29 protein-coding genes are annotated in these 24,113 nt (G+C 69.1%); 12 read left to right on the top strand and 17 right to left on the bottom strand.

Annotated elements, in window-relative coordinates; all coding sequences use genetic code 11:
- Positions 1-147: 147 nt before the first annotated feature.
- Both AC069H_RS04635 and AC069H_RS04630 read right to left on the bottom strand, forming a co-directional pair.
- Positions 148-1,323, bottom strand: coding sequence for a L,D-transpeptidase (locus AC069H_RS04635; RefSeq protein WP_478231352.1), 1,176 nt, complete (start codon positions 1,321-1,323; stop codon positions 148-150).
- A 220-nt stretch (positions 1,324-1,543) separates the two neighbouring features.
- On the bottom strand, positions 1,544-2,608 hold the full coding sequence (locus tag AC069H_RS04630) for a UDP-N-acetylmuramate dehydrogenase (protein WP_478231351.1): 1,065 nt from the start codon (positions 2,606-2,608) through the stop codon (positions 1,544-1,546).
- A gap of 26 nt (positions 2,609-2,634) precedes the next feature.
- On the opposite strand from AC069H_RS04630, the gene AC069H_RS04625 reads away from it, so the two are divergent.
- The 5 genes from AC069H_RS04625 (at position 2,635) to AC069H_RS04605 (ending at position 6,141) form a co-directional block, all read left to right on the top strand.
- Entirely contained in the window at positions 2,635-3,132 is a 498-nt protein-coding gene (locus AC069H_RS04625) for a DUF2505 domain-containing protein (protein ID WP_478223543.1), read from the top strand.
- Positions 3,114-3,911 (top strand): class I SAM-dependent methyltransferase, encoded by a 798-nt coding sequence (locus tag AC069H_RS04620; RefSeq protein WP_478231350.1) that lies wholly within the window; start codon positions 3,114-3,116, stop codon positions 3,909-3,911. The genes AC069H_RS04625 and AC069H_RS04620 overlap by 19 nt, the downstream gene beginning before the upstream one ends.
- Positions 3,912-3,974: 63 nt before the next feature.
- Positions 3,975-4,634 carry a DedA family protein gene (locus tag AC069H_RS04615; protein WP_478223545.1) on the top strand — a complete coding sequence of 220 codons (660 nt, stop codon included), beginning with the start codon at positions 3,975-3,977 and terminating at the stop codon, positions 4,632-4,634.
- Positions 4,612-5,496, top strand: a complete 885-nt coding sequence (gene purU / locus AC069H_RS04610; protein WP_478231349.1) for a formyltetrahydrofolate deformylase — start codon at positions 4,612-4,614, stop codon at positions 5,494-5,496. Before AC069H_RS04615 ends, purU begins: the two co-directional genes overlap by 23 nt.
- A 15-nt stretch (positions 5,497-5,511) precedes the next feature.
- On the top strand, positions 5,512-6,141 hold the full coding sequence (locus tag AC069H_RS04605; RefSeq protein WP_034310533.1) for a pyridoxamine 5'-phosphate oxidase family protein: 630 nt from the start codon (positions 5,512-5,514) through the stop codon (positions 6,139-6,141).
- Positions 6,142-6,219: 78 nt separating this feature from the next.
- Here the strand turns inward: AC069H_RS04605 and AC069H_RS04600 are convergent, their stop codons facing one another.
- The 3 genes from AC069H_RS04600 to AC069H_RS04590 form a co-directional block, all read right to left on the bottom strand.
- Positions 6,220-7,218 carry an NADP-dependent oxidoreductase gene (locus AC069H_RS04600; RefSeq protein WP_478231348.1) on the bottom strand — a complete coding sequence of 333 codons (999 nt, stop codon included), beginning with the start codon at positions 7,216-7,218 and terminating at the stop codon, positions 6,220-6,222.
- A 99-nt stretch (positions 7,219-7,317) separates the two neighbouring features.
- A complete protein-coding gene (locus AC069H_RS04595; RefSeq protein WP_478231347.1) occupies positions 7,318-7,752 on the bottom strand; it encodes an SRPBCC family protein in 435 nt (144 codons plus the stop codon).
- A 152-nt stretch (positions 7,753-7,904) separates the two neighbouring features.
- On the bottom strand, positions 7,905-8,801 hold the full coding sequence (locus tag AC069H_RS04590) for an ABC transporter substrate-binding protein (protein WP_478224419.1): 897 nt from the start codon (positions 8,799-8,801) through the stop codon (positions 7,905-7,907).
- 175 nt (positions 8,802-8,976) lie between these two features.
- Here AC069H_RS04590 and AC069H_RS04585 point away from each other — a divergent pair, with 175 nt between their 5' ends.
- Together AC069H_RS04585 and AC069H_RS04580 are read left to right on the top strand one after the other, a co-directional pair.
- Positions 8,977-9,663: an ABC transporter permease gene (locus AC069H_RS04585; protein ID WP_478224420.1), complete on the top strand. Its 687-nt coding sequence runs from the start codon at positions 8,977-8,979 to the stop codon at positions 9,661-9,663.
- Positions 9,660-10,376: an ABC transporter permease gene (locus AC069H_RS04580; protein WP_478223550.1), complete on the top strand. Its 717-nt coding sequence runs from the start codon at positions 9,660-9,662 to the stop codon at positions 10,374-10,376. Before AC069H_RS04585 ends, AC069H_RS04580 begins: the two co-directional genes overlap by 4 nt.
- Positions 10,377-10,523: 147 nt before the next feature.
- Here the strand turns inward: AC069H_RS04580 and AC069H_RS04575 are convergent, their stop codons facing one another.
- The 4 genes from AC069H_RS04575 to AC069H_RS04560 form a co-directional block, all read right to left on the bottom strand.
- Complete coding sequence (locus AC069H_RS04575; RefSeq protein ID WP_478231346.1) at positions 10,524-11,078, bottom strand: YbaK/EbsC family protein; 555 nt, start codon at positions 11,076-11,078, stop codon at positions 10,524-10,526.
- A gap of 158 nt (positions 11,079-11,236) precedes the next feature.
- Positions 11,237-11,530, bottom strand: coding sequence for a DUF2516 family protein (locus AC069H_RS04570; RefSeq protein WP_034310520.1), 294 nt, complete (start codon positions 11,528-11,530; stop codon positions 11,237-11,239).
- Positions 11,531-11,614: 84 nt separating this feature from the next.
- On the bottom strand, positions 11,615-12,289 hold the full coding sequence (locus AC069H_RS04565) for a hypothetical protein (RefSeq protein ID WP_478223552.1): 675 nt from the start codon (positions 12,287-12,289) through the stop codon (positions 11,615-11,617).
- On the bottom strand, positions 12,286-12,699 hold the full coding sequence (locus AC069H_RS04560; protein ID WP_425342040.1) for a helix-turn-helix domain-containing protein: 414 nt from the start codon (positions 12,697-12,699) through the stop codon (positions 12,286-12,288). The genes AC069H_RS04565 and AC069H_RS04560 overlap by 4 nt, the downstream gene beginning before the upstream one ends.
- Positions 12,700-12,850: 151 nt before the next feature.
- On the opposite strand from AC069H_RS04560, the gene AC069H_RS04555 reads away from it, so the two are divergent.
- Positions 12,851-13,981 (top strand): methyltransferase domain-containing protein, encoded by a 1,131-nt coding sequence (locus AC069H_RS04555; protein ID WP_478231345.1) that lies wholly within the window; start codon positions 12,851-12,853, stop codon positions 13,979-13,981.
- Here AC069H_RS04555 and AC069H_RS04550 read toward each other — a convergent pair.
- Genes AC069H_RS04550 through AC069H_RS04540 form a run of 3 tightly spaced genes read right to left on the bottom strand, consistent with a single transcriptional unit; the run spans position 13,946 to position 15,384 of the window.
- Positions 13,946-14,602: an AAA family ATPase gene (locus AC069H_RS04550; RefSeq protein WP_478231344.1), complete on the bottom strand. Its 657-nt coding sequence runs from the start codon at positions 14,600-14,602 to the stop codon at positions 13,946-13,948. The genes AC069H_RS04555 and AC069H_RS04550 overlap by 36 nt on opposite strands.
- Before the next feature lie 2 nt (positions 14,603-14,604).
- Positions 14,605-14,982: a TFIIB-type zinc ribbon-containing protein gene (locus tag AC069H_RS04545; protein WP_478231343.1), complete on the bottom strand. Its 378-nt coding sequence runs from the start codon at positions 14,980-14,982 to the stop codon at positions 14,605-14,607.
- Between the two features lie 33 nt (positions 14,983-15,015).
- Positions 15,016-15,384, bottom strand: coding sequence for a VOC family protein (locus AC069H_RS04540; RefSeq protein WP_478223555.1), 369 nt, complete (start codon positions 15,382-15,384; stop codon positions 15,016-15,018).
- 60 nt (positions 15,385-15,444) lie between these two features.
- Between AC069H_RS04540 and AC069H_RS04535 the strand changes: the two genes are divergently transcribed.
- Entirely contained in the window at positions 15,445-15,945 is a 501-nt protein-coding gene (locus AC069H_RS04535) for a CGNR zinc finger domain-containing protein (protein WP_125678940.1), read from the top strand.
- Between the two features lie 305 nt (positions 15,946-16,250).
- Here AC069H_RS04535 and AC069H_RS04530 read toward each other — a convergent pair whose 3' ends face one another.
- Positions 16,251-17,549 carry a DUF445 domain-containing protein gene (locus tag AC069H_RS04530; RefSeq protein ID WP_478231342.1) on the bottom strand — a complete coding sequence of 433 codons (1,299 nt, stop codon included), beginning with the start codon at positions 17,547-17,549 and terminating at the stop codon, positions 16,251-16,253.
- Between the two features lie 29 nt (positions 17,550-17,578).
- On the opposite strand from AC069H_RS04530, the gene AC069H_RS04525 reads away from it, so the two are divergent.
- Entirely contained in the window at positions 17,579-18,742 is a 1,164-nt protein-coding gene (locus tag AC069H_RS04525) for a pyridoxal phosphate-dependent aminotransferase (protein WP_478223557.1), read from the top strand.
- Positions 18,743-18,754: 12 nt separating this feature from the next.
- On the opposite strand, the gene AC069H_RS04520 is transcribed toward AC069H_RS04525, so the two are convergent.
- The gene (locus AC069H_RS04520; protein WP_478223558.1) at positions 18,755-19,228 is read right to left on the bottom strand and encodes a sigma-70 family RNA polymerase sigma factor; all 474 of its coding nucleotides are present in this window, start codon (positions 19,226-19,228) and stop codon (positions 18,755-18,757) included.
- A gap of 365 nt (positions 19,229-19,593) precedes the next feature.
- Here AC069H_RS04520 and AC069H_RS04515 point away from each other — a divergent pair, with 365 nt between their 5' ends.
- Complete coding sequence (locus AC069H_RS04515) at positions 19,594-20,643, top strand: hypothetical protein (protein WP_478231341.1); 1,050 nt, start codon at positions 19,594-19,596, stop codon at positions 20,641-20,643.
- Positions 20,644-21,159: 516 nt separating this feature from the next.
- Here the strand turns inward: AC069H_RS04515 and yczR are convergent.
- The gene (yczR, locus tag AC069H_RS04510; protein ID WP_478231340.1) at positions 21,160-22,614 is read right to left on the bottom strand and encodes a MocR-like transcription factor YczR; all 1,455 of its coding nucleotides are present in this window, start codon (positions 22,612-22,614) and stop codon (positions 21,160-21,162) included.
- 61 nt (positions 22,615-22,675) lie between these two features.
- Between yczR and yczE the strand changes: the two genes are divergently transcribed.
- Positions 22,676-23,308 carry a membrane protein YczE gene (gene yczE, locus AC069H_RS04505; RefSeq protein WP_478231339.1) on the top strand — a complete coding sequence of 211 codons (633 nt, stop codon included), beginning with the start codon at positions 22,676-22,678 and terminating at the stop codon, positions 23,306-23,308.
- A gap of 36 nt (positions 23,309-23,344) precedes the next feature.
- On the opposite strand, the gene AC069H_RS04500 is transcribed toward yczE, so the two are convergent.
- Both AC069H_RS04500 and AC069H_RS04495 read right to left on the bottom strand, forming a co-directional pair.
- Positions 23,345-23,869, bottom strand: a complete 525-nt coding sequence (locus AC069H_RS04500) for a Clp protease N-terminal domain-containing protein (protein WP_478223562.1) — start codon at positions 23,867-23,869, stop codon at positions 23,345-23,347.
- Complete coding sequence (locus tag AC069H_RS04495; protein WP_004559389.1) at positions 23,869-24,078, bottom strand: sigma factor-like helix-turn-helix DNA-binding protein; 210 nt, start codon at positions 24,076-24,078, stop codon at positions 23,869-23,871. The genes AC069H_RS04500 and AC069H_RS04495 overlap by 1 nt, the downstream gene beginning before the upstream one ends.
- Between the last annotated feature and the right edge of the window lie 35 nt (positions 24,079-24,113).

Here is a 24,113-nt window from a genome sequence, read left to right as displayed (position 1 = left end):
AGAGCCTTTCAAACCCAAGAGGTGAAAGGGCCAGGTTTGGGCTGGGGAGGCCCGCCGGGGGGGGGGGGGGGGGGGGGGGGGGTTTGGGGGGGAAAACCAAAAACCCCACCCACGACCACCTGTACCGAACGGCCACCCGCGCCCTCGCTACTTGATCGCCGAGAGGGCCTTCCACGACTTCCAGTCGTAGAACCAGTCCTTGACGTCCGATTTGGTCGGGCTGCTCAGTTTCGAACCGGTGATCTCGACCGGGTCGCCGATCATGGCCGAATCGAAGTACTTCTTCGCGTCCGCGTCGAGCAGGTTCACGCAGCCGTGCGAGGTGTTGGCCTTGCCGATGTTCGCCGCGTTGTCCTGGTTCTCGTGGATGTACTCGCCGTTGTTCGAGATCCGGCAGGCCCACTTCTTGTTGACGTTGGTGTAGCCGTAGCGCGCGTTGTCGAACCGCGCCGTCGGCTCCTTCGTCATCACGATGAACGTGCCGTTCGGGGTGTTGCGCTGGACGTCGGAGTCGAGCCCGTTCGAGCACGGGTAGCTCGCCGATTCCGCGCCGCCCCGGTAGACCTTCATCACGTGGTCCGGGGTGTTGATCTTGACCACCTGGTTGCGGCCGATCTTGAACTCGGTGGTCACGTCGGCCTTGCCGTACGCGCCGCCGCCGAGCGCGACACCGTAGAGCTTCGCCTCGACGTTGACCTTGATGTTGGCGGGCCAGTACTCCTTGGGCCGCCAGTCGACCTGCGTGTCCGACAGCCAGCCCCAGGAGCCCTCGACGTCCTTGTCGGTCTTCACCTTGAGTGCCTTTTCGGCGGCCGCCTTGTCCTTGACCGGGGACGCGAACTTCACGCTGATCGGCATCGCGACGCCGACCTCGGCGTCGTCGGTCGGGTTCAGCGTGGCGCGAACCTCCTTGGCGGGTTTGACCGTGCTGAACGAGCCCTTGAACTCGGCCGGCTTGTTGTCACTGCCGGTGGCCTTCGCGGCGTAGGTGTACGTCTTGCCGTAGCCGAGGACCTCCGTGCTGGTCCAGGTGAGCCCGTCGGGGGAAAGTTCACCCTTGACGTCCTTGCCGCTGTCCCCCGTGACCTTGACCTCGGTGAGCTTGCCGTCGGCGACCTTCACCACGACCGGTGTCACCACGGAGGCGTCCTTGGCGTCGGCGGCGGGTTCGGCGGTGATCTTGGCGACCGGGGCGGCGTTCTGCTCTCCGCCGCCGCTGCCTTCCGGCTTGGCGTTGCCGCCTTCACCACTGGAGCAGGCAGCGGCCAGCATGGCCGCCCCCGCGGCGAGCGCGGCCTTGAACACCGTGCGCCGTTCGATCACGTGTACCTCCCATGAAGATCCCCGTCTCCCCGCGAGCCCCTACCCGCTCAGCGCTGGGAACCTCTCCGACGTTACCCGCGGCGACGGAAGTCACCCGCGCCCCTTACGGGGATAGACGCACGGGACGGCGTGGGGTTGTTCACCACCCGCATTTAGTCCTCTGAATGCGGTCTTTGCGCGTGCAAGTACCGCATTCAGAGGACTAAATGCGGGCAGGGGTTCAGAGCGAGCAGTTGATGAGCAGGGGTTCCGGGTGCAGTGACACGCCGAAGCGAGCCTCGACGCCGTCGCGCACTTCGCGCGCCAAAGCGAGAAGGTCCTCTGTCGAGGCCTTGCCCCGGTTCGTGAGCGCGAGCGTGTGCTTCGTCGACAGCGAGACCCGGCCGCCGGGCCCTTCGTGGCCCTTCGCGAACCCGGCCCGCTCGATCAGCCAAGCGGCGGACAGCTTCGTACCGCCGGGCGCCGGGTACTGCGGCACGCGGACGTCCTCGCCTACGACGTCCACGATCCCCGCCAGCACCTTCGCCAGCCGTGCCTCACCGATGATCGGGTTGGTGAAGAACGAGCCCGCGCTCCACGTGTCGTGGTCGTCGGCGTCCAGGACCATGCCCTTGCCGCGACGCAGGCCGAGGACGGCTTGGCGTGCTTCGGCCGCCGGGACCCGGTCACCGATCTCGACACCCAGCGTGCGGGCGAGTTCGGCGTAGCGGATCGGAGCGGAGAGGCCGTCTTCGGTGACCTTGAAACGCACGGTGAGCACGACGCCCGCGTCGGTCCCCTTCAGGATCGACGTGCGGTAGCCGAAGCCGAGCTCGTCGGCGGTCAGCGTGCGGATCTCGCGGGTGGCACGGTCGTAGAGGTCGACCGAGACCAGGGACTCGGCCACCTCGCAGCCGTACGCGCCGACGTTCTGGATCGGCGTCGCGCCGACCGAACCGGGGATCCCGGACAGGCATTCGAGCCCGCCGACACCGTCGGCCACCAGGCCCTCGACGAAACCGTCCCAGTTCTCCCCCGCCGCGACCTCGACGAGATCCCCGTCACGTGTCCAGCCGGTGTTGCCGACCTTCAGCACCGCGCCATCGAAGCCGTCGTCGGCGACGACGAGGTTCGAACCGCCGCCGAGCAGCAGGACCGGCTCGCCCGCTTCGTCGGCCTCGCGGACCGCGTCGACCAGGGCCCGCGCGGTCTTCGCCTCGGCATAACGCCGTGCCGGACCGCCGAGCCGCAACGTGGTGTGGTCGGCGAGGGCGGCGTGCTGGGTGGGAGTTTCGGCAGTGCTCACGCCCGTGAACGGTACTGTCTGGCGCCATGGCCTCCCGTATCGAGCACCGATCGACGTTCTCCGCAGACCTCGCGACCACGTTCGACGCGGTCGCCGGCGAGGCGGCGCTGCGGGCGAGGCTGGAGGAGATCGGCGGCGACGACGCGGAGCTGCTGGAGTACGTCCCGGCCGGGGACGGCGTGCGCTACAAGCTGCGCCAGGGCATCAGCTCGGACAAGCTCCCGTCGGCCGTGCGGACGCTGCACCGGGGCGATCTGATCGTCGAGCGTGAGCAGACCTGGAAGACCGCCGGATCCGGCTACACCGGCACCGCGACGGCGTCGGTCTCGGGCGTGCCGGGCGAAATCACCGCGAAGACGTCGCTGACCGGCGAAGGTGAGCAGGTGACGCTGGTCAACAGCGGCGAGGTCAAGGTGCGGATCCCGTTCGTCGGCGGGAAGCTGGAAGGCGTGATCGCCGAACAGGTCACCAAGCTGCTGGAACGCGAGGCCGAATTCGTCGCGAAGTGGCTGGCCGAGCGCTGAAACCGGTCGGGGCACCGACACGGGGCACGACCAACCCCAACCGGCTCCGCCGCGTCGACCGCTGGCTCGCGAGCGACCCTGACGTGACCCGGCTGCTGCACCGCGCGGACGAACCGCTCGTGGTGGACCTCGGCTACGGCGCCTCACCGGTGACCACGGTCGAAATGGCGCGCCGGCTGCGCACGGTCCGGCGCGACGTCCGGGTGCTGGGCCTGGAGCTGGACGCCGAACGGGTCGCCGTCGCGCAAGCCGCCGTCGACCGGCCGTGGCTGGACTTCCGGCGCGGCGGCTTCGAACTCGCCGGGACGCGGCCGGTGCTGGTGCGCGCGTTCAACGTGCTGCGCCAGTACGATGAAGCCGAGGTCCCTGGCGCCTGGTCGCTGATGCTGGACGCGATGACGCCGGGCGGGCTGCTCGTCGAAGGCACCTGCGACGAGATCGGGCGGCTCAGCACGTGGGTCGCGGTCGGCTCCGGCGGACCGCGCAGCCTGACCCTGTCCGTCCATCTCGCCAGCCTGGAACGTCCGTCCACAGTGGCCGAACGACTGCCCAAGATCCTCATCCACCGCAACGTTCCCGGCGAACGTGTCCACGAGCTATTGTCTATTTTGGACATATGCTGGGCGACGGCGGCGCCGCACCAGAACTTCGGCGTCCGCGCCCGCTGGGCGCACGCCGTCCACCTCCTCACCGCCCGGGGCTGGCCGGTGCTGAACCGGCCGTCGCGGTGGCGGCTCGGTGAGCTCACCGTGCCGTGGTCGTCGGTCGCCCCGGACTAGGAATTCACCGGTCGAACCCCGCTCCGTCACCCCAAAGCGACCTGCGGTGATCACCATGGAACCGTGGAACTGCTGGAGTACGTCACCGAGCTGCTCGAGGGCACGCTCGGATCGCCCTGGCTGTGGGTGATCGTGTTCCTCGTGTCCGGGTTGGACGCGCTCCTGCCGTTCATGCCGAGCGAGACCACCGTCATCACCGTCGCCGTCCTGATCGGCACGGACTTCTCCCAGCTGGCGCTGCTCGCGCTGGTCGCCGCGCTCGGGGCCTGGCTGGGCGACTGTCTCGGTTACACCGTCGGCGCGGCCGCGGGTCCGCGAGCGCTCGCCCGCCTGCAGCGCGGCCCGGACGGGGTCCGGCGCTACGAATGGGCGAAGATCCAAGTGCGGCGCAACGCCGTCTTGCTGATCCTCGCCGCCCGATACCTGCCCGGCGGACGGGTCGCGAGCGGGCTCGCCAACGGCAGCCTCGGCTACCCGCCGCGCAAGTTCGTCCCGCTCGACGCCCTCGGTGCGAGCATCTGGGCGGTCTACAGCGTCCTCATCGGTCTCGTCGGCGGAGCGGCCTTCGCGGACGAACCGGAGAAGGGCCTTCTGCTGTCCTTCGCGCTCGGCCTGCTGCTGGTCGCGGCGATCGAGGTCGGGCGGCGGGTCCGAGTCCGGATACTGACCCGGCGCCGCGCCGCGGCCGAGACCAGCGACAATGGAGTCCGTGTCGAACCCTGAACGTCGCTATGTGATCTCCTTCGGCTGCCCTGACCGCACCGGCATCATCGCCCGTATCTCGGGTTTCCTCGCCGAGCACGGCGGTTGGATCGTCGAAGCGGCGTACCACACGGACCCCGACACCGGCTGGTTCTTCACCCGCCAGGTCGTGCGCGCCGACTCGCTCCCGTTCGACGCCGCCGAACTGCGCACCCGATTCGCCGACGTCGCGAAGTCGCTTTCGGCCGAGTCGAGCTGGCAAGTCAGCGACACCGGTGAGCGCCGTCGCGCCGTGATCCTCGTCTCCAAGGCCGGGCACTGCCTCTACGACCTCCTCGGCCGGGTCGCCTCCGGCGAACTGGACATCGACGTCGCCGCCGTCATCGGCAACCACGCTTCGCTGGGCGACATCACCCGCGCCCATGGCATCCCGTTCCACCACGTCCGGTTCCCCGCCGGTGACGCCGCGGCCAAGGCGTCCGCGTTCGCCGAAGTGCGGAAACTCGTCGACGAGCACGACCCGCACGCCGTCGTCCTCGCCCGGTTCATGCAGGTCCTGCCCCCGGAACTGTGCGCGGCGTGGGCCGGGCGGGCGCTCAACATCCACCACAGCTTCCTGCCGTCGTTCGTCGGCGCGCGGCCTTACCACCAGGCCCACGCGCGCGGAGTGAAGCTCATCGGCGCGACCTGCCACTACGTCACCGCGGACCTCGACGCGGGTCCGATCGTCGACCAGGACGTCATCCGCGTCGACCACGGCGATTCCGTCGAGGACATGGTCCGCAAGGGCCGCGACATCGAGAAGGTGACGCTGGCGCGCGGGCTGCGATGGCACCTGGAAGGCCGCGTGCTGGTGCACGGGAACCGGACTGTCGTGTTCTAGTGGTTCACTGGGGTCATGGGGACCTCAGAGATCAAAGTGATCGAGACGCGCGAAGCGCTGCGTGAACACCTCGGCCACCCGGCCGAGCGCACCAAGGGGAAGATCATCCCCTTCCTCGATCCGCACGCGCGCACGCTGATCGAACACTCGCCGTTCTACCTGCTGGCGACGGCGTCGTCCGACGGGACGTGTGACGTCTCTCCGCGGGGCGACCCGGCCGGTTCCGTGAAGGTGCTCGACGACAAGACGCTGGTACTGGCGGACCGGCCGGGCAACAAGCTGCTCGACAGCCAGACCAACATCCTCGAGAACCCGCACGCCGGACTGCTGTTCCTGATCCCGGGGATGAACGAGACGCTGCGGATCAACGGCCGCGCGAAACTGGTCGCGGACGCGCCGTTCTTCGACGACCTCGTGGTCAAGGGGAAGCGGCCCGCGCTGGCGATCATGGTCGAGGTCGAAGAGCTGTACATGCACTGTGCCAAGGCTTTCCTGCGGTCCTCGCTGTGGAAGCCGGAAACCTGGCCGGAGCGCTCCAGCCTGCCGACCGCCGGCCAGATCTTCCGTGACCAGATGAAGCTGGACATGTCGGCGGAGGCGCTGGACGCCGCGCTGACCGAAGGCGCGCTCACCACCCAGTACTGAGCCTCCGCGCGTGCAATGAAGGGGCCTTTCATCGCAAAATTTGCGATGAAAGGCCCCTTCATTGCACGTGAGGCGGGGTCAGACGCGGACCAGCATCTTGCCGGTGTTCGCCCCGCCCAGCAGGTCCAGGAAGGCCTGCGGCGCGTTGCGGATACCGTCCACAACGGTCTCCGAGTACTTGAGCTTCCCGGAGGCGACCAGCGGAGCGACCTCCTTCACGAACTGCGGCTGAAGCGCGTAGTGGTCGCCGACCAGCATGCCGCGCATGGTGAACCGCTTCGCGATGATCGACGCGAGATTGCGCGGCGCCGCGGCCGGTTCGGTGTTGTTGTAGACCGAGATCATCCCGCAGATCGCCATCCGGCCGTGCAGGTTGATCGAGTCGATCGCCGCTTCGAGGTGCTCGCCGCCGACGTTGTCGAAGTACACGTCGATGCCCTCGGGCGCCGCCGCGCGCAGCTGCTCGGCGACCGGGGCGTCCTTGTAGTTGAACGCCGCGTCGAAGCCCAGCTCGTCGGTCAGCCACTTGACCTTTTCGTCCGTGCCCGCGCTGCCGATGACCCGCTTCGCGCCCTTCAGCTTCGCCAGCTGGCCGACGACGGACCCGACGGCACCCGCCGCGCCGGACACGAAGACGGTGTCGCCCTCCTTGAACTCCGCGACTTCGAGCAGTCCGGCGTACGCGGTGAGCCCGGTCATGCCGAGGACGCCGAGGTACGCGGTGATCGGCGCGGCCTCGGGGTCGACCTTCACCGCGTGCTTCGCGGCGACGACTGCGTGCGAGCGCCAGCCAAGGCCGTGCAGCACGATGTCGCCGGGCTTGAAATCATCCACGGTGGACTCGAGCACTTCACCGACGGCGCCGCCGTGCATGACCTTGCCGACCTCGTACGGTTCGGCGTAGGACTTCGCGCTGCTCATCCGGCCGCGCATGTACGGGTCCACGCTCAGCACCTGGTTGCGGACCAGGATCTGCCCCTCGCCCGGCACCGGGATCTCGACGTCGGCGATCTCGAAGTTCTCGAGCGTGGGGACGCCGTGCGGACGGGAAGCGAGCCGGATCTCGGTTGCGTTCACGAGGTAACTCCAAGTCTGTTGCCCAAGCGGGGCGATCGCCCCGTATTCACGCCGGGTACAACGAGCGGACCGGGGCGGCCATTCCGGTTGTGGCGAGCACTACACGACCTCGGCGAGTTTGCCGAGCACTCCCTCGTAGATCCGCTTGAGCCCACCGGGCGCGAAGGTCTTCTCGAAGAAGCCGCCGATGCCGCCCGCGCCGTCCCAGGTCGTCTCGATGCGGACGACGCTGCCGCCCGGCACCTCGCGGACGGTCCAGGTGGTGACCATGCTGGAGTTCGCGTCGGTCTCGACGAGGGTGCCTTCGGACGGCTCGGTCACCGTCGCGGCGACGTCACGCACACGCTTCGACGTGGCCTGCAGCTTCCAGCGCGCCTTCGTGCCCGCGCCGGCTCCGCCTTCGGTGACCTCGTAGTCGCGGTAGTGCTCGGTCAGCAGCTTCGGCCGGGTTTCGGCGTAGTCGGCGACGAGCGCCCTGACCTTGTCCGCCGGCGCCTCGATGGTGCGCTCCGCGATGGCCGTGACCTTTCCCATCCCACTCCCTTTCACCCGTGGTGCAACGACAGCGTCCACGATTCCACCGACGCCCGCAGCCGGAGCGGGCGCCCCTCCTCCGACTGCAATGAAGGGGCCTTTCATAGCAAAATTTGCTATGAAAGGCCCCTTCATCTCACTTGCGAAGAGCCTCAGATGAGGGACTTCTCCTTCAGCCAGTCCTTCGCGACGTCGGCCGGCTTCTCGCCGTCCGAGTCGACGCGCTTGTTCAGCTCACGCAGCTGTACGGTGTCGAGGGCCTTGCTCACGGCATTGACCGCGGCCGCGAAGTCGGCGCCGCGTTCGTCGAGGACCTTCTTGTTCACCGCGGGCACGACGTTCTCGGTCGGCACGATGGCGAGGTCGTCCTCCAGCACCACGAACTGCGGGTCGCCGACGAGCGGGCTCACCGAGTCGACCGGGATGACGGTGACCTTGCCGGACCGCAGCTGCTCGACGCGCGGGCCCGCCTCCTGCACGGTCTGGAACGTGGCCTTCAGTTTGTAGACGTCCGTGAAGCCCTTGAAGCAGGGAAGCCGCTCCGCGCACTCCGGCCCGCCCGCGACGATGACGTTGTCGACCTTGGACAGGTCGCTGATCTTCTTGAGGCCCTTCTCCTTGGCGAGGTCGGCCTTCACGATGTAGGTGTTCTTGTTCTCCGCCGGCGACTGCTCCAGCAGGGCGATGCCGTCGGGCTCGAACAACTTCTCGAGCTGCTCGTGTTCGGCCTGCGCGTCCTTCGCGGCTTCCTTGCCGTATCCGGTGGTGATGGCGGCACCCTGGTATTCCGGGATGAACTGGAGTTCGCCGGATTTCAGCGCCGGGTAGATCAGCTCGCGCGAAGCGAGGTTCAGCTTGCGGGTGATCGGATAACCCTTGGCCTCCAGCGCGTTCGCGTACAGCTCGGCGAGGATCACGCTGTCGGTGAAGTTGAAGGACGCCACCACGATCGGTGCCCCGCCCTTGCTCTGCGCGGCCGGGGCCGCCGCGTCGTCGCCTCCCCCACAGGCGGTCATACCGAGGACGGCGGCGGCGAGCACCGCGCCCACTCGAACATTCCGTGTCCAGCGCACGTGCACACACTCCTATGACTCGTTCAGAGGAACGAACCGTATCCCCGGGTCACGACAGAATCCACATTTTGAGAGTTCCGCCCCTTCTGCTCCCAGAGAGCGGAATCCGGCCGCCCGATCGGGGTAAGGTCTGCCGGTGCGAGCCTCCTCCGTGTTCCCCGTTGCCACCCAAGGTGGACGGCCGCTCTTCGAGTGGCGGTGGGTGGACCGCCATCTCGACGAGATCTTCGAGCGGCTCGGCGAGCACCTCACGCTGACCGCGGCGGCGCTCGCCATCGGGCTGGTGGTGTCGATCGGTGTTTCCGTGGTTTCGCTGCGCCGCAGGTGGTTCTACGTCATCGCGCTGAGCACGGCGGGGTCGTTGTACGTCATCCCGAGCCTCGGTGCCTTCGCCGTGCTGGTGCCCTTCACCGGTCTGACGTCCTTCACCACCGCGGTGATTCCCTTGGCCACGTACACGTTGCTGATCCTCATCCGCAACATCGTCACCGGCGTCGAACAAGTACCCAAGGAAGTCCGCGAAGCCGCGATAGGCATGGGTTTCACGCGTTCGCGGTTGCTGTGGCAGGTCGAACTCCCGCTCGCGCTGCCGGTGGTGATCGCGGGCCTGCGGGTCGCGGCGGTGACCACGATCGGGCTCGTGACGGTGACTTCCATGCTCGGCAAGGGCGGTCTCGGGTACTTCATCCGCAACGGGATCCAGACCGCGACGCCGAACCCGACGTCGATCATCGTCGGCGTGGTGCTTTCCGTGGTGCTGGCCGTGGTGGTGGATCTGTTGCTGTGGCTCGGTGGGCGCGCGCTCGCGCCGTGGTCGCGGAAGGCGGCGTCGCGATGAGCATCATCGACCAGACCATCGAGTGGTTCGGCGAACCGAACCGCTGGAGCTGGACGGACCCGGCGGGCGTGCCGTACCGGACGGTCGAGCATCTGCAGTTCTCCTTGCTGGCGCTGGCGATCTCGGCCGTGCTGACGATCCCGCCCGCGTTATGGCTGGCGCACTACCGCCGCGCGCAGTTCCTCGCCACGAGCGCGGTGAACATCGGCCGCGCGATCCCCAGCTTCGGGCTGGTGATCTTGTTCTGGTTCCTGGCAGCCCGGCTCGAAGTCGACACGACGTTCTGGCCGTTGATGCTGGCGCTGGTGGCCTTGGCGCTGCCGCCGTTGTTCACGAACACCTACGCGGGCGTCGTCCAGCTGGAGCAGGAAACCGTCGACGCCGCGCGCGGAACCGGCTACCGCGAGTGGCAGATCATGCTGCGCCTGGAGTTGCCGCTCGCGTCTCCGGTCATCCTGGCGGGTGCCCGCGTCGCGTTCCTGCAACTGGTGGCGACGGTCGCGATCGGCGCGATCGTCAACGACGGCGGCGGGCTCGGACGGTACATTGTGGACGGTTTCGCCCTCGGCGAACCCGGCCACGGCGAGATCCTGGCGGGTGGCATCGCGGTCGTCGTACTGGCTTTGGTGTGCGAAGGCGTTTTCGCGCTCGTCACGCGTTGGGTGACCCCGCGCGGGCTGGCGATCCAGTCCCGCGCGGCTGCCCGCTCCTGAGCGTTCACCGCCGCCCACGCGAACGCCTGGAAGGCGTGCGCCAGCGGGATGATCTCACCGGCGCGGCCCAGCCCCGTCCGCGGCACGGCGGGGCGAGGAACGCGGCCTCGAAGGCCGAGGCCAGCGAGAAGTCCTTTGTGGACAGCCTCACTCGACGGGGCGCGCGAGCCCGTCGATCACCTCGGCACCGGGCAGGGCCGCGAGGGTCGCGCCCGAGATCAGCAGCTTACCGCCGCGGATACCGCTGCCGATGACCAGTTCGGGCTCGTCGGCGACGCGCTGGTCGATCAGGATCGGCCATTCCGAGGGCAGGCCGACCGGCGTGATGCCGCCGTACTCCATTCCGGTGAGCGAGACGGCCTCGTCCATCGGGGCGAAGGAGGCCTTGCGGACGTCGAGACGGCGCTTGATCACGCCGTTCACGTCGGCGCGGGTGGTGGCGAGGATCATCGCGGCGGCGAACCGGACCTCACCGGCGCGTTTGCCGGCGACGACGACGCAGTTCGCGGACGCGGAGAGCGGTGAGCCGTACGCCTCGCAGAAAGCGGCGGTGTCGGCCAGGTCGGCGTCGATCTCGACGACGCCGACGGCATCCGGATCGGGCAGGGCGGCGAGCGCCTTGGCGACGGGCTCGGCGAGCAGGTCCGTGCGGGAGAGGGCGGGGACGACGGTGAGGCTTCCGGCGATGGTCCAGTTAGTCACAGGGCCACCCTAATGTCGGCAGGGCGCCGCCCGGTAGAACACGCACGATGGGCGATCAGGGCGCCCTTCCACCGCGATAGCGGGGCCTTCGGCCGGGCGGGTTCACGCGTTCGGTGACTTGTCCGAGTACATCTCAGCTCCGCCGAACCGGCACTCGATCACCAGTTGCGGCCGCCGCGTTGCACCTCGATGAGCTTGGGGCGGACGTCCACGAGGTAGACCAGGACCGCGACCAGTGCGGGCAGCCACAGGATCATGCCGCCGCCGTAGAACTGGAAGAAGGTCAGCACCACGGTCGATCCGCCGGTGATGAGCATCCAGATGGGCTTGGTCTTCCGATCGGCGGCCGAGTACGCGTCCGCGCGCTGCAACAGCGCATGCACGAAAGCGAACAGCCCCGTCAGCGCGCCGCCCCAATGGATGGCGATGAGGATCCAGGTGGCAACGAACACGAACTCAGCTTACGTCAAACCGGGCGAATGACCCGGGCCCCCGGCACCGAAGCGGCGCCGGGGGCCCGGGAATTCACGCGGAACTTACTTCTCGGTGGTCTTCGGCGCGGTGGCCGGCTTCTTGGCGGCCGGGCTGGTGGTGGTACGGCGCGTCGTGGTCGTGGTCTTCGGCGCGGTCTTGTTGGCGACCTTGCGCGAAGCCGAACGCGTCTCGTGCGCGAGGTCGTCGCCGATCTCCTCGACCTCGTCGGCGATCTCGCCGGCGAGCTCGGTCACCTTGCGAGCGGTCTTCTCGCCGGCGGAACGGGTGCCCTTGGTGACCTTGCCGAGCACGGTGTCGATGCGCTCACGGGCGTCGGTGGTCGCGCCCTCGACGCGGTCCTGTGCGGTGCTGATCGCGTCTTCGAGCTGCTCGATGGCCTTCTTGACCTGCGGCTGCGCGGCGATCTTGTCCCACGCCTGCTCACCGGACTCGGCCAGCTTGTTGTACAGCTTCAGCGCGGCTTCGGTGTACTCGTCGATGACCTTGCGCAGCTCGGCCGGGTCCAGCTTCTCGCGGAGACCCTCGACGTCGTGCGGGAGCTCTTCGATGTTCTTGCGGGCGGTCTCGCTGCCCTCGACGACCTTCTCCTTGGCCTTGGACACGGCGTCGACGACGGCCTGGCCGGCCAGGTTGCCGGCACCCAGGGCGGCCAGCAGCGGCGTGCGGACCTGGTCGAGGGCGGTGTGCTTGCGGTCGGTCTTGGTGGCCGTGGTCATGCTGACTCCTTGGTTTCTGTGACTTGGTCTTCGGTTTTCGCCTTGGCCGCCTGCTCGGGTTTCGCGGCGGCGTTCTCGCGGCGGAACGATTCGTAGACGTCGAGCAGGACCTGCTTCTGCCGTTCGGTCAGCTCGGTGTCGGCGCGGATCGCGTCGCCGACCGGGCCGCCCATGGGCAGATCGAGGATTCCCGCTTGCACGTAGAGCGCCTCGGCCGAGATTCGCAGGCCCTTGGCGATCTGCTGGAGGATCTCCGCGCTGGGCTTGCGGACCCCGCGCTCGATCTGGCTCAGGTACGGATTGGACACGCCGGCGAGTTTCGACAGCTGCCGCAAGGAGATCTTCGCGTTGCTGCGCTGCTGGCGGATGTACTCGCCGATGTCGGAAGCGATGTCCGCGACCTTCTCCATCGGTCCACCCGATGCGGGCTGATCCCGGTCGATGTCTGACATCGGTCACCTCCTCGCGACGTCGTCAACGCTACGCGCGGGTGCTAGCAATTGCAAGCACTCTGCTTGCAACCATCGGGTGTGTTGGTGCTCACCCCGCTACCGTGGGGGGATGTCGAACGCGACGCGGCTGCGGCGGCGCCTCGTCGAGCATCTGCTCGCCGAGGGCGTGCTGCACGACGCGCGCTGGATGACCGCGTTCCGCTCCGTGCCGAGACACGTCTTCCTGCCGCGGTTCTTCGTCCCGGCGGCGAACGGCTGGGCCGCGGTCGAAAGCGGCGACGACGAGTGGCTCCGGCGCGTGTACTCCCCCGACGTACTGGTCGTCCAGCTCGACGACGACTCCGGGCTCTGGGAACGGGCGCGCTATCTCGGCGCCCAGCCCGGAACGCCGACGAGTTCGTCCAGCCAGCCGTCGATCATGGCGATCATGCTCGAAGAGCTCCGGGTCGCCGACGGGCATCGCGTACTGGAGATCGGCACGGGCACCGGTTACAACACCGCCCTGCTGTGCCATCGGCTCGGTTCCGGGCTCGTGTACACAGTGGACATCGACCCGGTGCTGGTCGACGCCGCGCGCAAACGCCTGGCGGAGATCGGGTACGCGCCCTCGTGCGCGGCGGCCGACGGCGCCGATGGCTTCCCGGCGGGCGTGCTCTACGACCGGGTGCTGTGCACGTGCTCGGTGTCGTCGATCCCGCCCGCGTGGCTGGCGCAGACGATGCCGGGCGGGCTGATCGTCACCACGCTGCACCGGCCGATCGGCGGCGGACTCGTCCGGATCGTCGCGGGCGAAGGCGCGACGGGACACGGGCGGGTGCTCGCCCGTGACGGTCGCTTCATGCCGCTGCGCGCGCACCGCTTCAAGCCGTCGAAGGCGCTCGAAGGTGATGTCTCCTGGCGGCCGACCCGGCTGCCGATGGGCGTGCTCACCGAAGGCCGCAGCCGCTTCGAGTTCTTCGCCGGGCTCCACCTTCCGGGCGTGACGGCCGCGCGGACGGGCCAGAGCACCACGCTGGTCCATCCGGACGGCTCATGGATGCGCCATCGGCAGCGGGGCAGCGAGTTCGAAGTGGCCGAAGGTGGCCCGCGGCGGCTGTGGGAGATCGTCGAAGTGGCGCACGAGGACTGGCTCGGCCTCGGCGAGCCGGGGCGGGACCGGTTCGGGCTCAGCCTCGACGGCGAGGACCAGGTGATCTGGCTGGATTCACCCGACGGCCGCACTTGGCCGTTGCGTCCCTGAAAGCAGGCCTCGCACCCACTTCTCGACGTGGTCGACGGCGTCGTCCACCGGGATGCGGGTGGTGTCGAACAACTCGACCGGCGGATCCATCGAGGGCGCTTCCGCTTGCAGCCACTCGTTGAACTCCAGCATCTCCTCGACCCGCTCCTCGTCCCACTCGCGCCAGGCGGGCCGCGCCAGCAAACGCTTGCGCAGGGCGTCGGGCTCGCTGACGAGGGCCAGGTAGTGGATGCCGGAGAAGAAGACGCGCTCGGGCAGCCGCTCGAACTCGGGCGGCGCGACGGTGCCGCAGAGCACGACCGGCCGCCCGTTCTGGTGCAGCATCGCCGCCATCCGCAGCCAGGTCGAGCGGAACGCGGGATGGCCGGGGACGTCGTCCCGTAACGCCCCGGTCCACAACACGTCCTGCTCGACCACGAGCGCGAGATCGCCGAGTCGTTCCGCGAGCCGCGGCCCGACCGTCGACTTGCCGGCGCCGCTCGGCCCGGTCAGCGCGAACAGCGGAAGGCGCCGGAACGGCCACTGGTGCGCGCATACCGCGCACACCAGCAGCCCGTTCTCGACTCGTGGCCGTTCGGCGCGATCACCGCAGGCCGGGCAGATCTTGAGATCGAGGACCACGGTCAGTCGAAGAGGCCCTCGAGGAAGCCGCCCTTACGACGCTTGTGACCATAGCCGTGCGGCGAGTCCGCGTAGCCGCCGCGGTAACCCTTGGGCGAGTCGGCGTAACCACCCCGGTAGCCCTTCGGCGAGTCCGCGTAGCCGCCGCGATGGGGCTGCGGGGAGTCCGGCCGTCCGTAGTGCGGAGCCGGCGCGTGTCCACCTCCCTGGTACGGCGGGGGCGGCTGGTGCCCGCCACCGTAGTACGAGTTCTCGGCACCGGCGATGGCTTCCAGCTCACCCCTGTCCAGGAAGATGCCGCGGCACCCCTGGCACTGGTCGATGTGGATGCCGTTCTTGTCGACGGTCTTCATGACGTTCTGGCACTTCGGACAAATCACGTATCAGAGATTACGCATTTTTCTCGTCCGAGGTCAGCAGGCGCACAGGCAAAACGGGTGCCCGGCCGGATCCGCGTACACGCGGAAGGTCTCCGGGGAGTCGTCGAGCAGCTTCGCGCCGATGGCCAGCGCTCGCTCGTGGGCGGCCTCCATGTCGGCGACGTCGAGGTCGACGTGGGCCTGCTGCGGGTTCTCGGCGGACGGCCATGCGGGCGGCCGGTAGTCGGGCACGCGCTGGAACGAGAACCGAGCGCCGCCCTCCGGGTTCCGCAGAGTCACCCAATGGCCGTCTTCGGCGACTTCGGCCGCCTTCCAGTCGAGCAGCTCGCGGTAGAACTCCGCCAGCGCGACCGGGTCCGGGCAGTCGAGGGCCACCGCGCCGAAGGTCGGTACCGCACCCATGGTTCAGCCTCCAGAGGGATCGAGTAACCAGTGAAATGAGTATGAAGGTTATCGGAGCCGATGACAACCGGTCTCGCCCGTACACTGGGCGAGGTGAACACCGACGCGTCCCTGGTGGTCGAGTTTCTGAACACGGTGAACGTCGAACGCGGCACCGACCTCCTGGACGATCTGGAGTCCTGGCAGCACTGGGCCCGGGATCACCGGCTTCGCGCGGATACCCCCGCGGCCGCGCGCGAAACCCGGGACGCGCTGCGCGCCGCGATCGGCGACCCGCGGCTCCCACGGCCCGGCCTGCGCGCGCCGGCGGAGATCGTCCTCGGCCCGGAAGGCCCGCTGCTGGTCTCGGAAACGGTCTGCGAGGCGGTGATGGCGGCGTCGACCCGGCTGACCGTGCTCGGCGAATGGATCCGGCTCAAGATCTGCCCGGCGGACGACTGCCTGTGGGCGTTCTACGACGAATCGCGGAACCGGTCGAGGACGTGGTGCTCGATGCGGGCCTGCGGGAACCGGGAGAAGGCGCGGGCCTGGCGGGCGCGGACGGCGGACATCTCGACCTGAACGGCGGATCTCGCGTGCCTGGACCCGTCACACGCGTGCTCAGAGACGGATCTCGCGTGCTTGGGGGCGTCACGGCTTCAAGCACGCGAGATCCGGCTTCAAGCACGTGAGATCCGGCAAGCGTCGTGACCCGCCGGGGACGCGCGACCACAACTTCTGGTGTCACCCACCCCCGAGTTACCCCCAGGGGTTGTGCACACCGTTAGGCCAAAAACGTGAAAAGCTGTGGATAACCCTGGGGATGACTCCACTTCCTGTGGACAACTCCCGGTGAGGCCTCCGGAGTGTGGTATACGCGCGGCGGCTCAGAAGAGCAGCTGCGCGACCGCGTAGATGACCAGCCCGGCGAGCGCGCCGACCACCGTGCCGTTGATCCGGATGAACTGCAGATCCCGGCCGACCTGGAGTTCGATCTTGCGCGAGGTCTCCTCGGCGTCCCAGCGCTCCACGGTGTCGGTGATGATCGTGGTGATCTCCTTGGAGTAGTGCGTGACCACGTAGGCCGCCGCGCCCTCCACCCAGGTGTCCACTTTGGACCGGATGTGGTCGTCGGAGACCAGCCGCCCGCCGAGGGTCTCGAGGCCGGTGCGCACACGGCGCCGCAGTTCGCTCGACGGGTCCTCGGCGGCGTTGAGCAGCATCTCCTTCGCCGTCGCCCACGCCGAGCCGATCAGCTTCTGCACCTCGTCGTGCCCCAGCATCTGGGACTTGACCTGCTCGGCGCGCGCCATCACCTCGGGGTCGGTCTGCAGGTCCTGGGCGAACTCGCCGAGGAACTTGTCCAGCGCCAGCCGCATGGGGTGGTTGACGTCGGTCTTCACCGCCCAGACGAACGACAGCACCTCGCCGTAGACCTTGTCCGCGAGCATCTCGTCGACGAACTTCGGCGACCAGCTCGGCGCCCGGTCCGAGACCACGCGCAGCATCGTCGTGTGGTTGTCCCGCACCCATTCGTAGGCGCGGTCGCACATCAGGTCCACCAGCTTGTGGTGCGCCCCGTCGGCGAACACGCCGGCCAGGATCTTGCCGAGCGGAGGACCCCACGGCTTGTCCACGATCCGCTTGACCACGGCCTGTTCCATGATCGCCTGGACGTCTTCGTCGCGGAGCACCTTGACCGCCGCCCGCACGACGGTGGCCAGCTCCGACGTCACCCGCTCCGCGTTGGCGGGCTGCGAAAGCCAGCCGCCGAGCCGCTTCGAGACTTCGACCCGGCTCAGCTTCTCGCGGATCACGGACTCGGACAGGAAGTTCGAGCCGACGAAGTCACCGAGGCTGCTGCCAAGGGCGTCCTTCTTGTTCGGGATGATCGCGGTGTGCGGGATCTTGATCCGCAGCGGATGCCGGAACAGCGCCGTCACCGCGAACCAGTCGGCGAGCGCGCCGACCATCCCGGCTTCGGCGGCGGCGCGGACGTAGCCGACCCAGGCCGGCCAGCCCGCGGCTTCGGCCCAGCTGGTCAGCAGGAAGATCACCGTCGCGCCGAGCAGGAACGACAGCGCGACCATCTTCATCTTGCGCAGGCCGCGGCGCTTCTCCTCCTCGGCGGCGGTTCCACCGGGCGGATCGGCTGGGGTCACCTTGGCGGGCGTCAGTTGCTCCACACCGCCATTGTCCGTGAGGATGGCTGATCGTGCGCGAACCTGTCCTCGTACCCCGCCTCCAGCCCTTCACGTCGACCATCTTCGCGGAGATGACGGCACTGGCCGTCCGTCACGAAGCCGTCAACCTCGGCCAGGGTTTCCCCGACACCGACGGGCCCGCCGGAATGCTCGACGCCGCCAAGAACGCGCTGTTCGGGGGTGCGAACCAGTATCCGCCGGGACCGGGGCGTCCCGAACTGCGCGCGGCGATCGCGCGGCACCGGCTGCGGTACGGCACCGCGTACGACCCGGACACGGAGATCCTGGTCACCGCAGGCGCCACCGAGGCCATCGCGGCGTCGCTGATCGCGCTGACGCAGGCGGGTGACGAGGTCATCGTCATCGAGCCCTACTACGACTCGTACGCGGCCGCGGTCGCCATGGCGGGCGCGGAGCGGCGTGTCGTCGGCCTGGTGGAACGCGACGGCCGGTTCGCGCTGGACATCGAGGGCCTGCGCGCCGCGGTGACCGACCGGACCAGGGCGATCCTGATCAACTCGCCGCACAACCCGACCGGCACGGTGTTCACCCGCGCCGAGCTGGAAGCCGTCGCCGCGCTCTGCGTGACGCACGATCTGATCGCGATCACCGACGAGGTGTACGAGCACCTGGTCTTCGACGACGCCGAGCACCTGCCGCTGGCGACCTTTCCCGGTATGCGCGACCGGACCGTCTCGATCTCCAGCGCGGGCAAGACGTTCAACTGCACCGGCTGGAAGATCGGCTGGGTCTGCGCGAGCCCCGAACTGGTCGCGGCGGTGAAGGCGGCGAAGCAGTTCATCACCTTCGTCTCGGGCGGCCCGTTCCAGCCTGCCGTCGCCCACGCGCTGGACCACGAACTGCCGTGGGCCGAAGACCTGCGTACGAGCCTCCAGGACAAGCGGGACCGGCTCTCGGCGGGGCTCGCGGAAGCCGGGTTCGCGGTCCGGCCGACCGCCGGGACGTACTTCGTCTGCGTCGACGTCCGGCCGCTCGGGTTCGACGACGCCGCGGAACTGGCCTGGGAGCTCCCCGAACGGGTGGGCGTGGCGGCCGTGCCCGTAAAGGTGTTCACCGATCACCCGGAAGAGTGGAAACACCTCTTGCGTTTCGCGTTCTGCAAACGCAACGAGGTCATCGACGAAGCGGTCACCCGATTGCGCAAACTTCGGTGACTCGTCCGATGTTCACGCCCAGCCGCTCTTTTCGAGCGTCCGTCTGAGCCGGTCCAGACACCGTCTTCGCAGCCTGCCCACACTGGCCGGACTGATGTCCAGCTCACCCGCGAGCTGGGCGTAGGACAGCTCCGGCCGGTACGCGAGGAGCCGCATCATCCGCCGATGCGAGTCCGGCAGACGATCGACCGCCGCCCAGAGCGCGCGATCACGTTCGGCACGGACGACCTCGGCCTCCGGGGTCGTCTCCTCGTCGGGCAGCGGGCGCGGCGTTTCGCGCCTGGTCCTGGTGATCATCCGGAGCGCGCGGCGCCGCGCGGTGGTCGTCAGCCAAGCACCGAGCTTCGCTTCGTCGCGTAGTGCGCCGGGCGCACGAAGCAGTTCCAGCCACGCGTCCTGACAGACGTCCCTGGCGTCGGCTTCGCTCAGCCGATACGCCTTCAGCGTCCTGAGCACCGCCGCCGACAGCGCGTTCACGTCCCACATCCCGGACCCTTCCCTCCCGGCGGCTCGCGTCCGCCGAGCCGCTCACCGAACGCGACTTCGACGGCACGCACCGCAGCAGGGATCCGGAAAAGGTCAGGTCACCGAGGATTTGAGTAGTTCCACCTCTCACCGGATGGCCGCCGGGCACATACCGAGAGTGATCAACTCCGGTACTCCAGGCACCGGAGCCGGTTGCGTCGTTCCGCCTAACGGGCTGGATCGACGGCGGCTGAAGTGAAACACTCCCCTCCGGTGCTAAAACTGGTGCAGCCCCGGGGGAACTGCGACCTGGCCGGAAGAGACCCCAAGCAAGATCGAACTCACGCGGGAAACGTGGGTTTCAGGCGCGGACGGTGGTGATTGCTGTGAGTGGTACGGCAGTCGTGCGCCGTGGCGGCCTCACCGCCCCGAAGCGAATCCTTTTCGCGGGCGGGCTCGTGCTCACCGGCTGGATCCTCGGCGCCGTGCTGAGCACCCCGGCTTCAGCCGACGAACAGGCACCCGTGACGCCGGAGACCTCCGTGGTCCAGCCCGCGGACGAAACCGCGTCCGGGAAAACGACCACTCCCCAGGAGTCCACTTCGGACCCCACCGCGACCGAGACCGCGAAACCCACTGAGACCGCTGAATCCTCCCAGGAAGAGCCCGCTCCCGTCGTGCACGAGGAGCCTGAGGCCACTGTGGAGGAAGAGGCGGGTACTTCTTCGGAACCGGCCACGAAAACCGCAGAGCCCCAGGCGTCCAATGGCTTACTGGGCGGCCTCATCGGTGGCGTGCTGAATGTCGTCACGAACACGGTCGGCGGCGTCGTCCACACCGTCGGCGGGGTCGTCGACGGAATCGGCGACCAGGTAGTCGCGCCGATCATCACGCCGGAACCGTGCTGTGGCACGGGCGCCCCGGTGATCCTGCCGGGCACCGGCGACATGCTCGACCCCGTCTTCGGCGGCGGCTCCGGCGAGTCGGCGAGCGGCTCGGTCACCATCTCCGTCCCGGCCAAGGCCGTCACGGAGAAGGTGCCCGCGCCTGCCACTCCGGCCCCGCGCCCGGTCGTTCCCGTCGAGAGCCCCGCTCCGGCGACGGCAAGCCAGAACCACCGCGTCACCCTGCCCGTCCAGGTCAAGACCGACGCCAAGCCCGCTCCGCCCGCGCCCGCCGAATCCGACACGCACGCGTCCCCGGACGGCGGCGGCTCGGGCGGCGGCGGTGGCCTGCCGAACTCCCCGGTGGCCCCGATCGCGCCCACGACGACCGCCCAGCCGGGGCACGACAACACCGGCGGCGGCCGCGGGCCGCTCGCCGTGCTCGACTCCGGCATGCCCGCCACGCAGCTGAAGCTCATCGGCACCGGCTGCGACCACGAAGGCGAGCGCACCGGCAGGGAAGCCGCGCTTCCCGCCACCTCCCCCGACTGACCTGACCAGGTCGCCGGGGAGAACCACGTCCAAACCAAGATCAACTTCGGGTTTCGACGTCCGCTGATTCCTCTGGCACAAGCCGCTTTCCGCCTGCCCTCGTTCAGGCATCCCCTTTGTCTTCCCGAACGGCCGACCGCGCCCGGCCGGTTCGGATCCCGGCCCCGGCGCCGCGCTGCCCCTGCGGCGCCGGGACCAGCACCGGGTGGACTTCGGGGGCTTCTGCTCACCGCGCCGAGCAGGAGCCGGTCAAGCTCGAAGCCCGCCTGAACCGCGGGCGGTTCCCGGCACGTCGAGGGGCTGTGCCGGGTAACCGCCGCGGTGCCCGTCCCAAGGTTTCGGCCTTGGGGCGGGCCGGATAGCCGGTGCGCTGGTCGCGCGGCGCCGATGCCCTCCCTGGAGCATCGGCCGCCCCGCCGGCGCACCGGCTATTTCCGTTTCCAGCCCCGCGTTTCGTCCTCTGAACGCGGTAGTTGCGCGTGCAAGTACCGCATTCAGAGGACGAAATGCGGAGAGTCAGGTGACCTGGACGGTGGCCGGGGCGGCCGTGGCGGGGGTCGCGGCCACCGAAGCGGCGGCCGTGCCCAGCCGCCGCACGGCCTCGAAAAGCCGTTCGGCCGGAAGCGCGTACGGCAGCCGCAGCCAGCGCTCCAGTCCACCGTGGACACCGAACCGCGAGCCCGGCGCCACCTGCACTCCGTGCCCCGCCGCGGCGACGGCCAGCCGCGTGCTCATCGGCTCCGGCAGACGGCACCACAGCGAAAGCCCGCCGCGCGGTACGGCGAACGTCCACTCGGGGCAGTACCAGTTCAGCGCCCCGGTCAACGCGTCCCGCAGCGCCAGCGTCTCCTGACGGCGGTGCGCCAGCGCGGCCCCGCCGTCGTCGAGCAGTTCGGCGAGGACGAGTTGCTCGAAGACCGGCGACCCCAGGTCGACGGCGAACCGGGCCGCGATCAGCCTGCCGATGACGTCCTCGGAAGCGCGGATCCAGCCGAGCCGCAGGCCCGCCCAATGCGATTTGGACGCCGAGCCGATCGTGATGCCGAGGTCGCCCAGGTACGCGCCCAGCGGCGGCGGCCCGTCGGCCGGATCGCCTTCGAGGTCCAGCTCGACCAGCGTCTCGTCGACGATCGCCGGGGTCCGGGCGCGGTTCAGCGCGGCCGCGAGGCGCTGACGGCTGTCCGCGTCCATGCGCAGGCCGGTCGGGTTCTGGAAGTCCGCGACGAAATACGCGAGCCTCGGCGAGGATTGCCGCAAGGCGGCCTCGATCCCGACGATGTCCCAGCCGGTGGCCGGATCGAGGGGCACCGGCACCGGGATGGCGTGCGCGGCGCCGATGGCCTCCAGCGAGTTCGGGTACGTCGGCTGCTCGACCAGCACCCGGTCGCCCGGACCGGCCAGCATCCGCAGAACCTGCACGAACGCGTGATGCGCGCCGTTGGTGACCATCACCTGATCGGCGTTGGTCGTCAGCCCGCGTTCGGTGTAGCGGCGGGCGATCCGCTCACGCAGGACCCGCAGGCCGCGCACCTGGTAGCCGTTCTCGCCGAGGTGGTCGACCAGCGCCTTCCGCGCGGCGTCCACGGCCGGGACCAGGCCGGCGACAGCGGGCGGGCAGGCCTGGGCGAGGTCGATGAGGTCCTCGCCGGTCGGCAGGATCGCGTCCCGGCCCCGGCCGCCGGGAGAAGCGATCCACGAGCCCGCACCGCGACGGCTGGCGACCAGGCCGTCGGCCCGCAGCTTGTCCAGCGCGGCGCCGATCAGCGTGCGGCTGACCTCCAGCGCGTCGGCGAGTTCCCGTTCGGCCGGGAGCTTCGTGCCGAGCGGGAGCCTGCCGTCGAGGACCAGCAGCTCGACGGCCGCCGCGAGATCCGCGGCACCGTGTCGAGAACCACTCTGCCGCCAACTTCCCAGCAAAAGGGCCAATTTTGTGCCTGAAACGCGTCCAGTCAGCGGAATCAGCGGTTCCATAAGGCCAATTCTTCCAGATTGGCCATGGTCAAGGTAGCCACTTACCCCTGATGGTGGACGTGTGGCACTCAAACTCGACCTCAGGCCCGTCGGCATCTCCCAGGACACCACCCGACGCTCGATCCAGCTCGTCGGCGGACTCGCCCTCTACGGCGGCAGTATGGCCATGCTGACCAGGTCGGGACTCGGCCTTGACCCGTGGGACGTGCTCCACGAAGGGCTGATGAAGATCACCGGTCTCTCGTTCGGCACGGTCACCGCGATCGCTTCGGTCCTGGTGCTGCTGCTGTGGATCCCGCTGCGGCAGCGGCCCGGTATCGGCACCGCGGCCAACGTCGTGGTCATCTCGCTCACCGTCGACCTCGTGCGGGTCTTCCTGCCGGACCAGGACGTGCTCGGCTGGCAGATCTTCAACCTCGTCGCCGGGGTCGTGCTCAACGGCCTCGCCGCCGCGATCTACGTCGGCGCGCGACTCGGCCCCGGCCCGCGCGACGGGCTGATGACCGGCCTCTCGGCCCGGACGGGCAAGTCGATCCGCCTCGTCCGGACGCTCATCGAGATCACCGTCCTGGTCGCCGGCTGGCTGCTCGGCGGCACCGTGGGTGTCGGCACGGTCCTCTACGCGATCGCGATCGGACCGCTGACGCAGGCTTTCCTGCCGTACGTCATCTGGCGAGAGCGCTCCGCCGGCTAGCCGCTCGCCGGGACTCGCGTGAGCCGGCGGCGCTCCTCAGCTGGCCTCCCGTTGCTCAAGCAGCCGCCGGACGGCGAGGTAGTCGATGCCCCGCTGCGCGAGCACGTCGGCCGCGACACCGGGGACAGCGGTCAGCGCGAGCAGCAGATGCTCGCCTTCGATGCGCTTGCTGCCGACATCGATGGCTTCGCGAAGGCTCTTCTCCAGTACCTTCTTCGCCTCCGGCGTGAACGGCCGATGACCGCGCCCCACACGACGGCCACCGGTCAGCGCGCCGGGGCCGTGGCGCTGCTCGACCCGCTCGACGATGTGCTCGACGTCGATGCCGAACCCGCTCAGGGCTTCGACATCGGCGTCGCTCATCCCGCCCCGCCGCCGGACGCGGCGGAGGTCGTCGGCCAGTTCGTCCGCCGGGCAGCCCAGTGCGGTGAGCACGCCGGTGTGCCGGGCGAGGGACGTCAGCAGATGCAGCGGGTCGACGTTCCCGGACACCTCGTCCGACGCGACGCGCTGGGCGCCGACGACGACTTCGCGGGCTTCGGTGGTGAAGCGTTCGAACATCAGTGCCTCCCGTATTTCTTGTGCACCGCTTGCCTGCTGACCCCCAGCTCGGCCGCGATCTCCTGCCAGGACCAGCCGTGCACCCGCGCGCTGCGGACCTGCACGGCTTCGAGTTGTTCCAACAGCCGGCGCAAGGCGGCGACGGCGCGCAATCCCACGCGGGGATCGCGGTCGCCGGCTCGCGCGGCCAGATCTGTCGCTTCGGTCATGACGTCAACCTACGTTGACATCTCGTCCGCGTCAA

This window comes from Amycolatopsis sp. NPDC043887, from assembly GCF_056435665.1.
The sequence above is the reverse complement of the archived record's forward strand: the minus strand, read 5'-3'. Positions and strand labels throughout refer to the sequence as shown.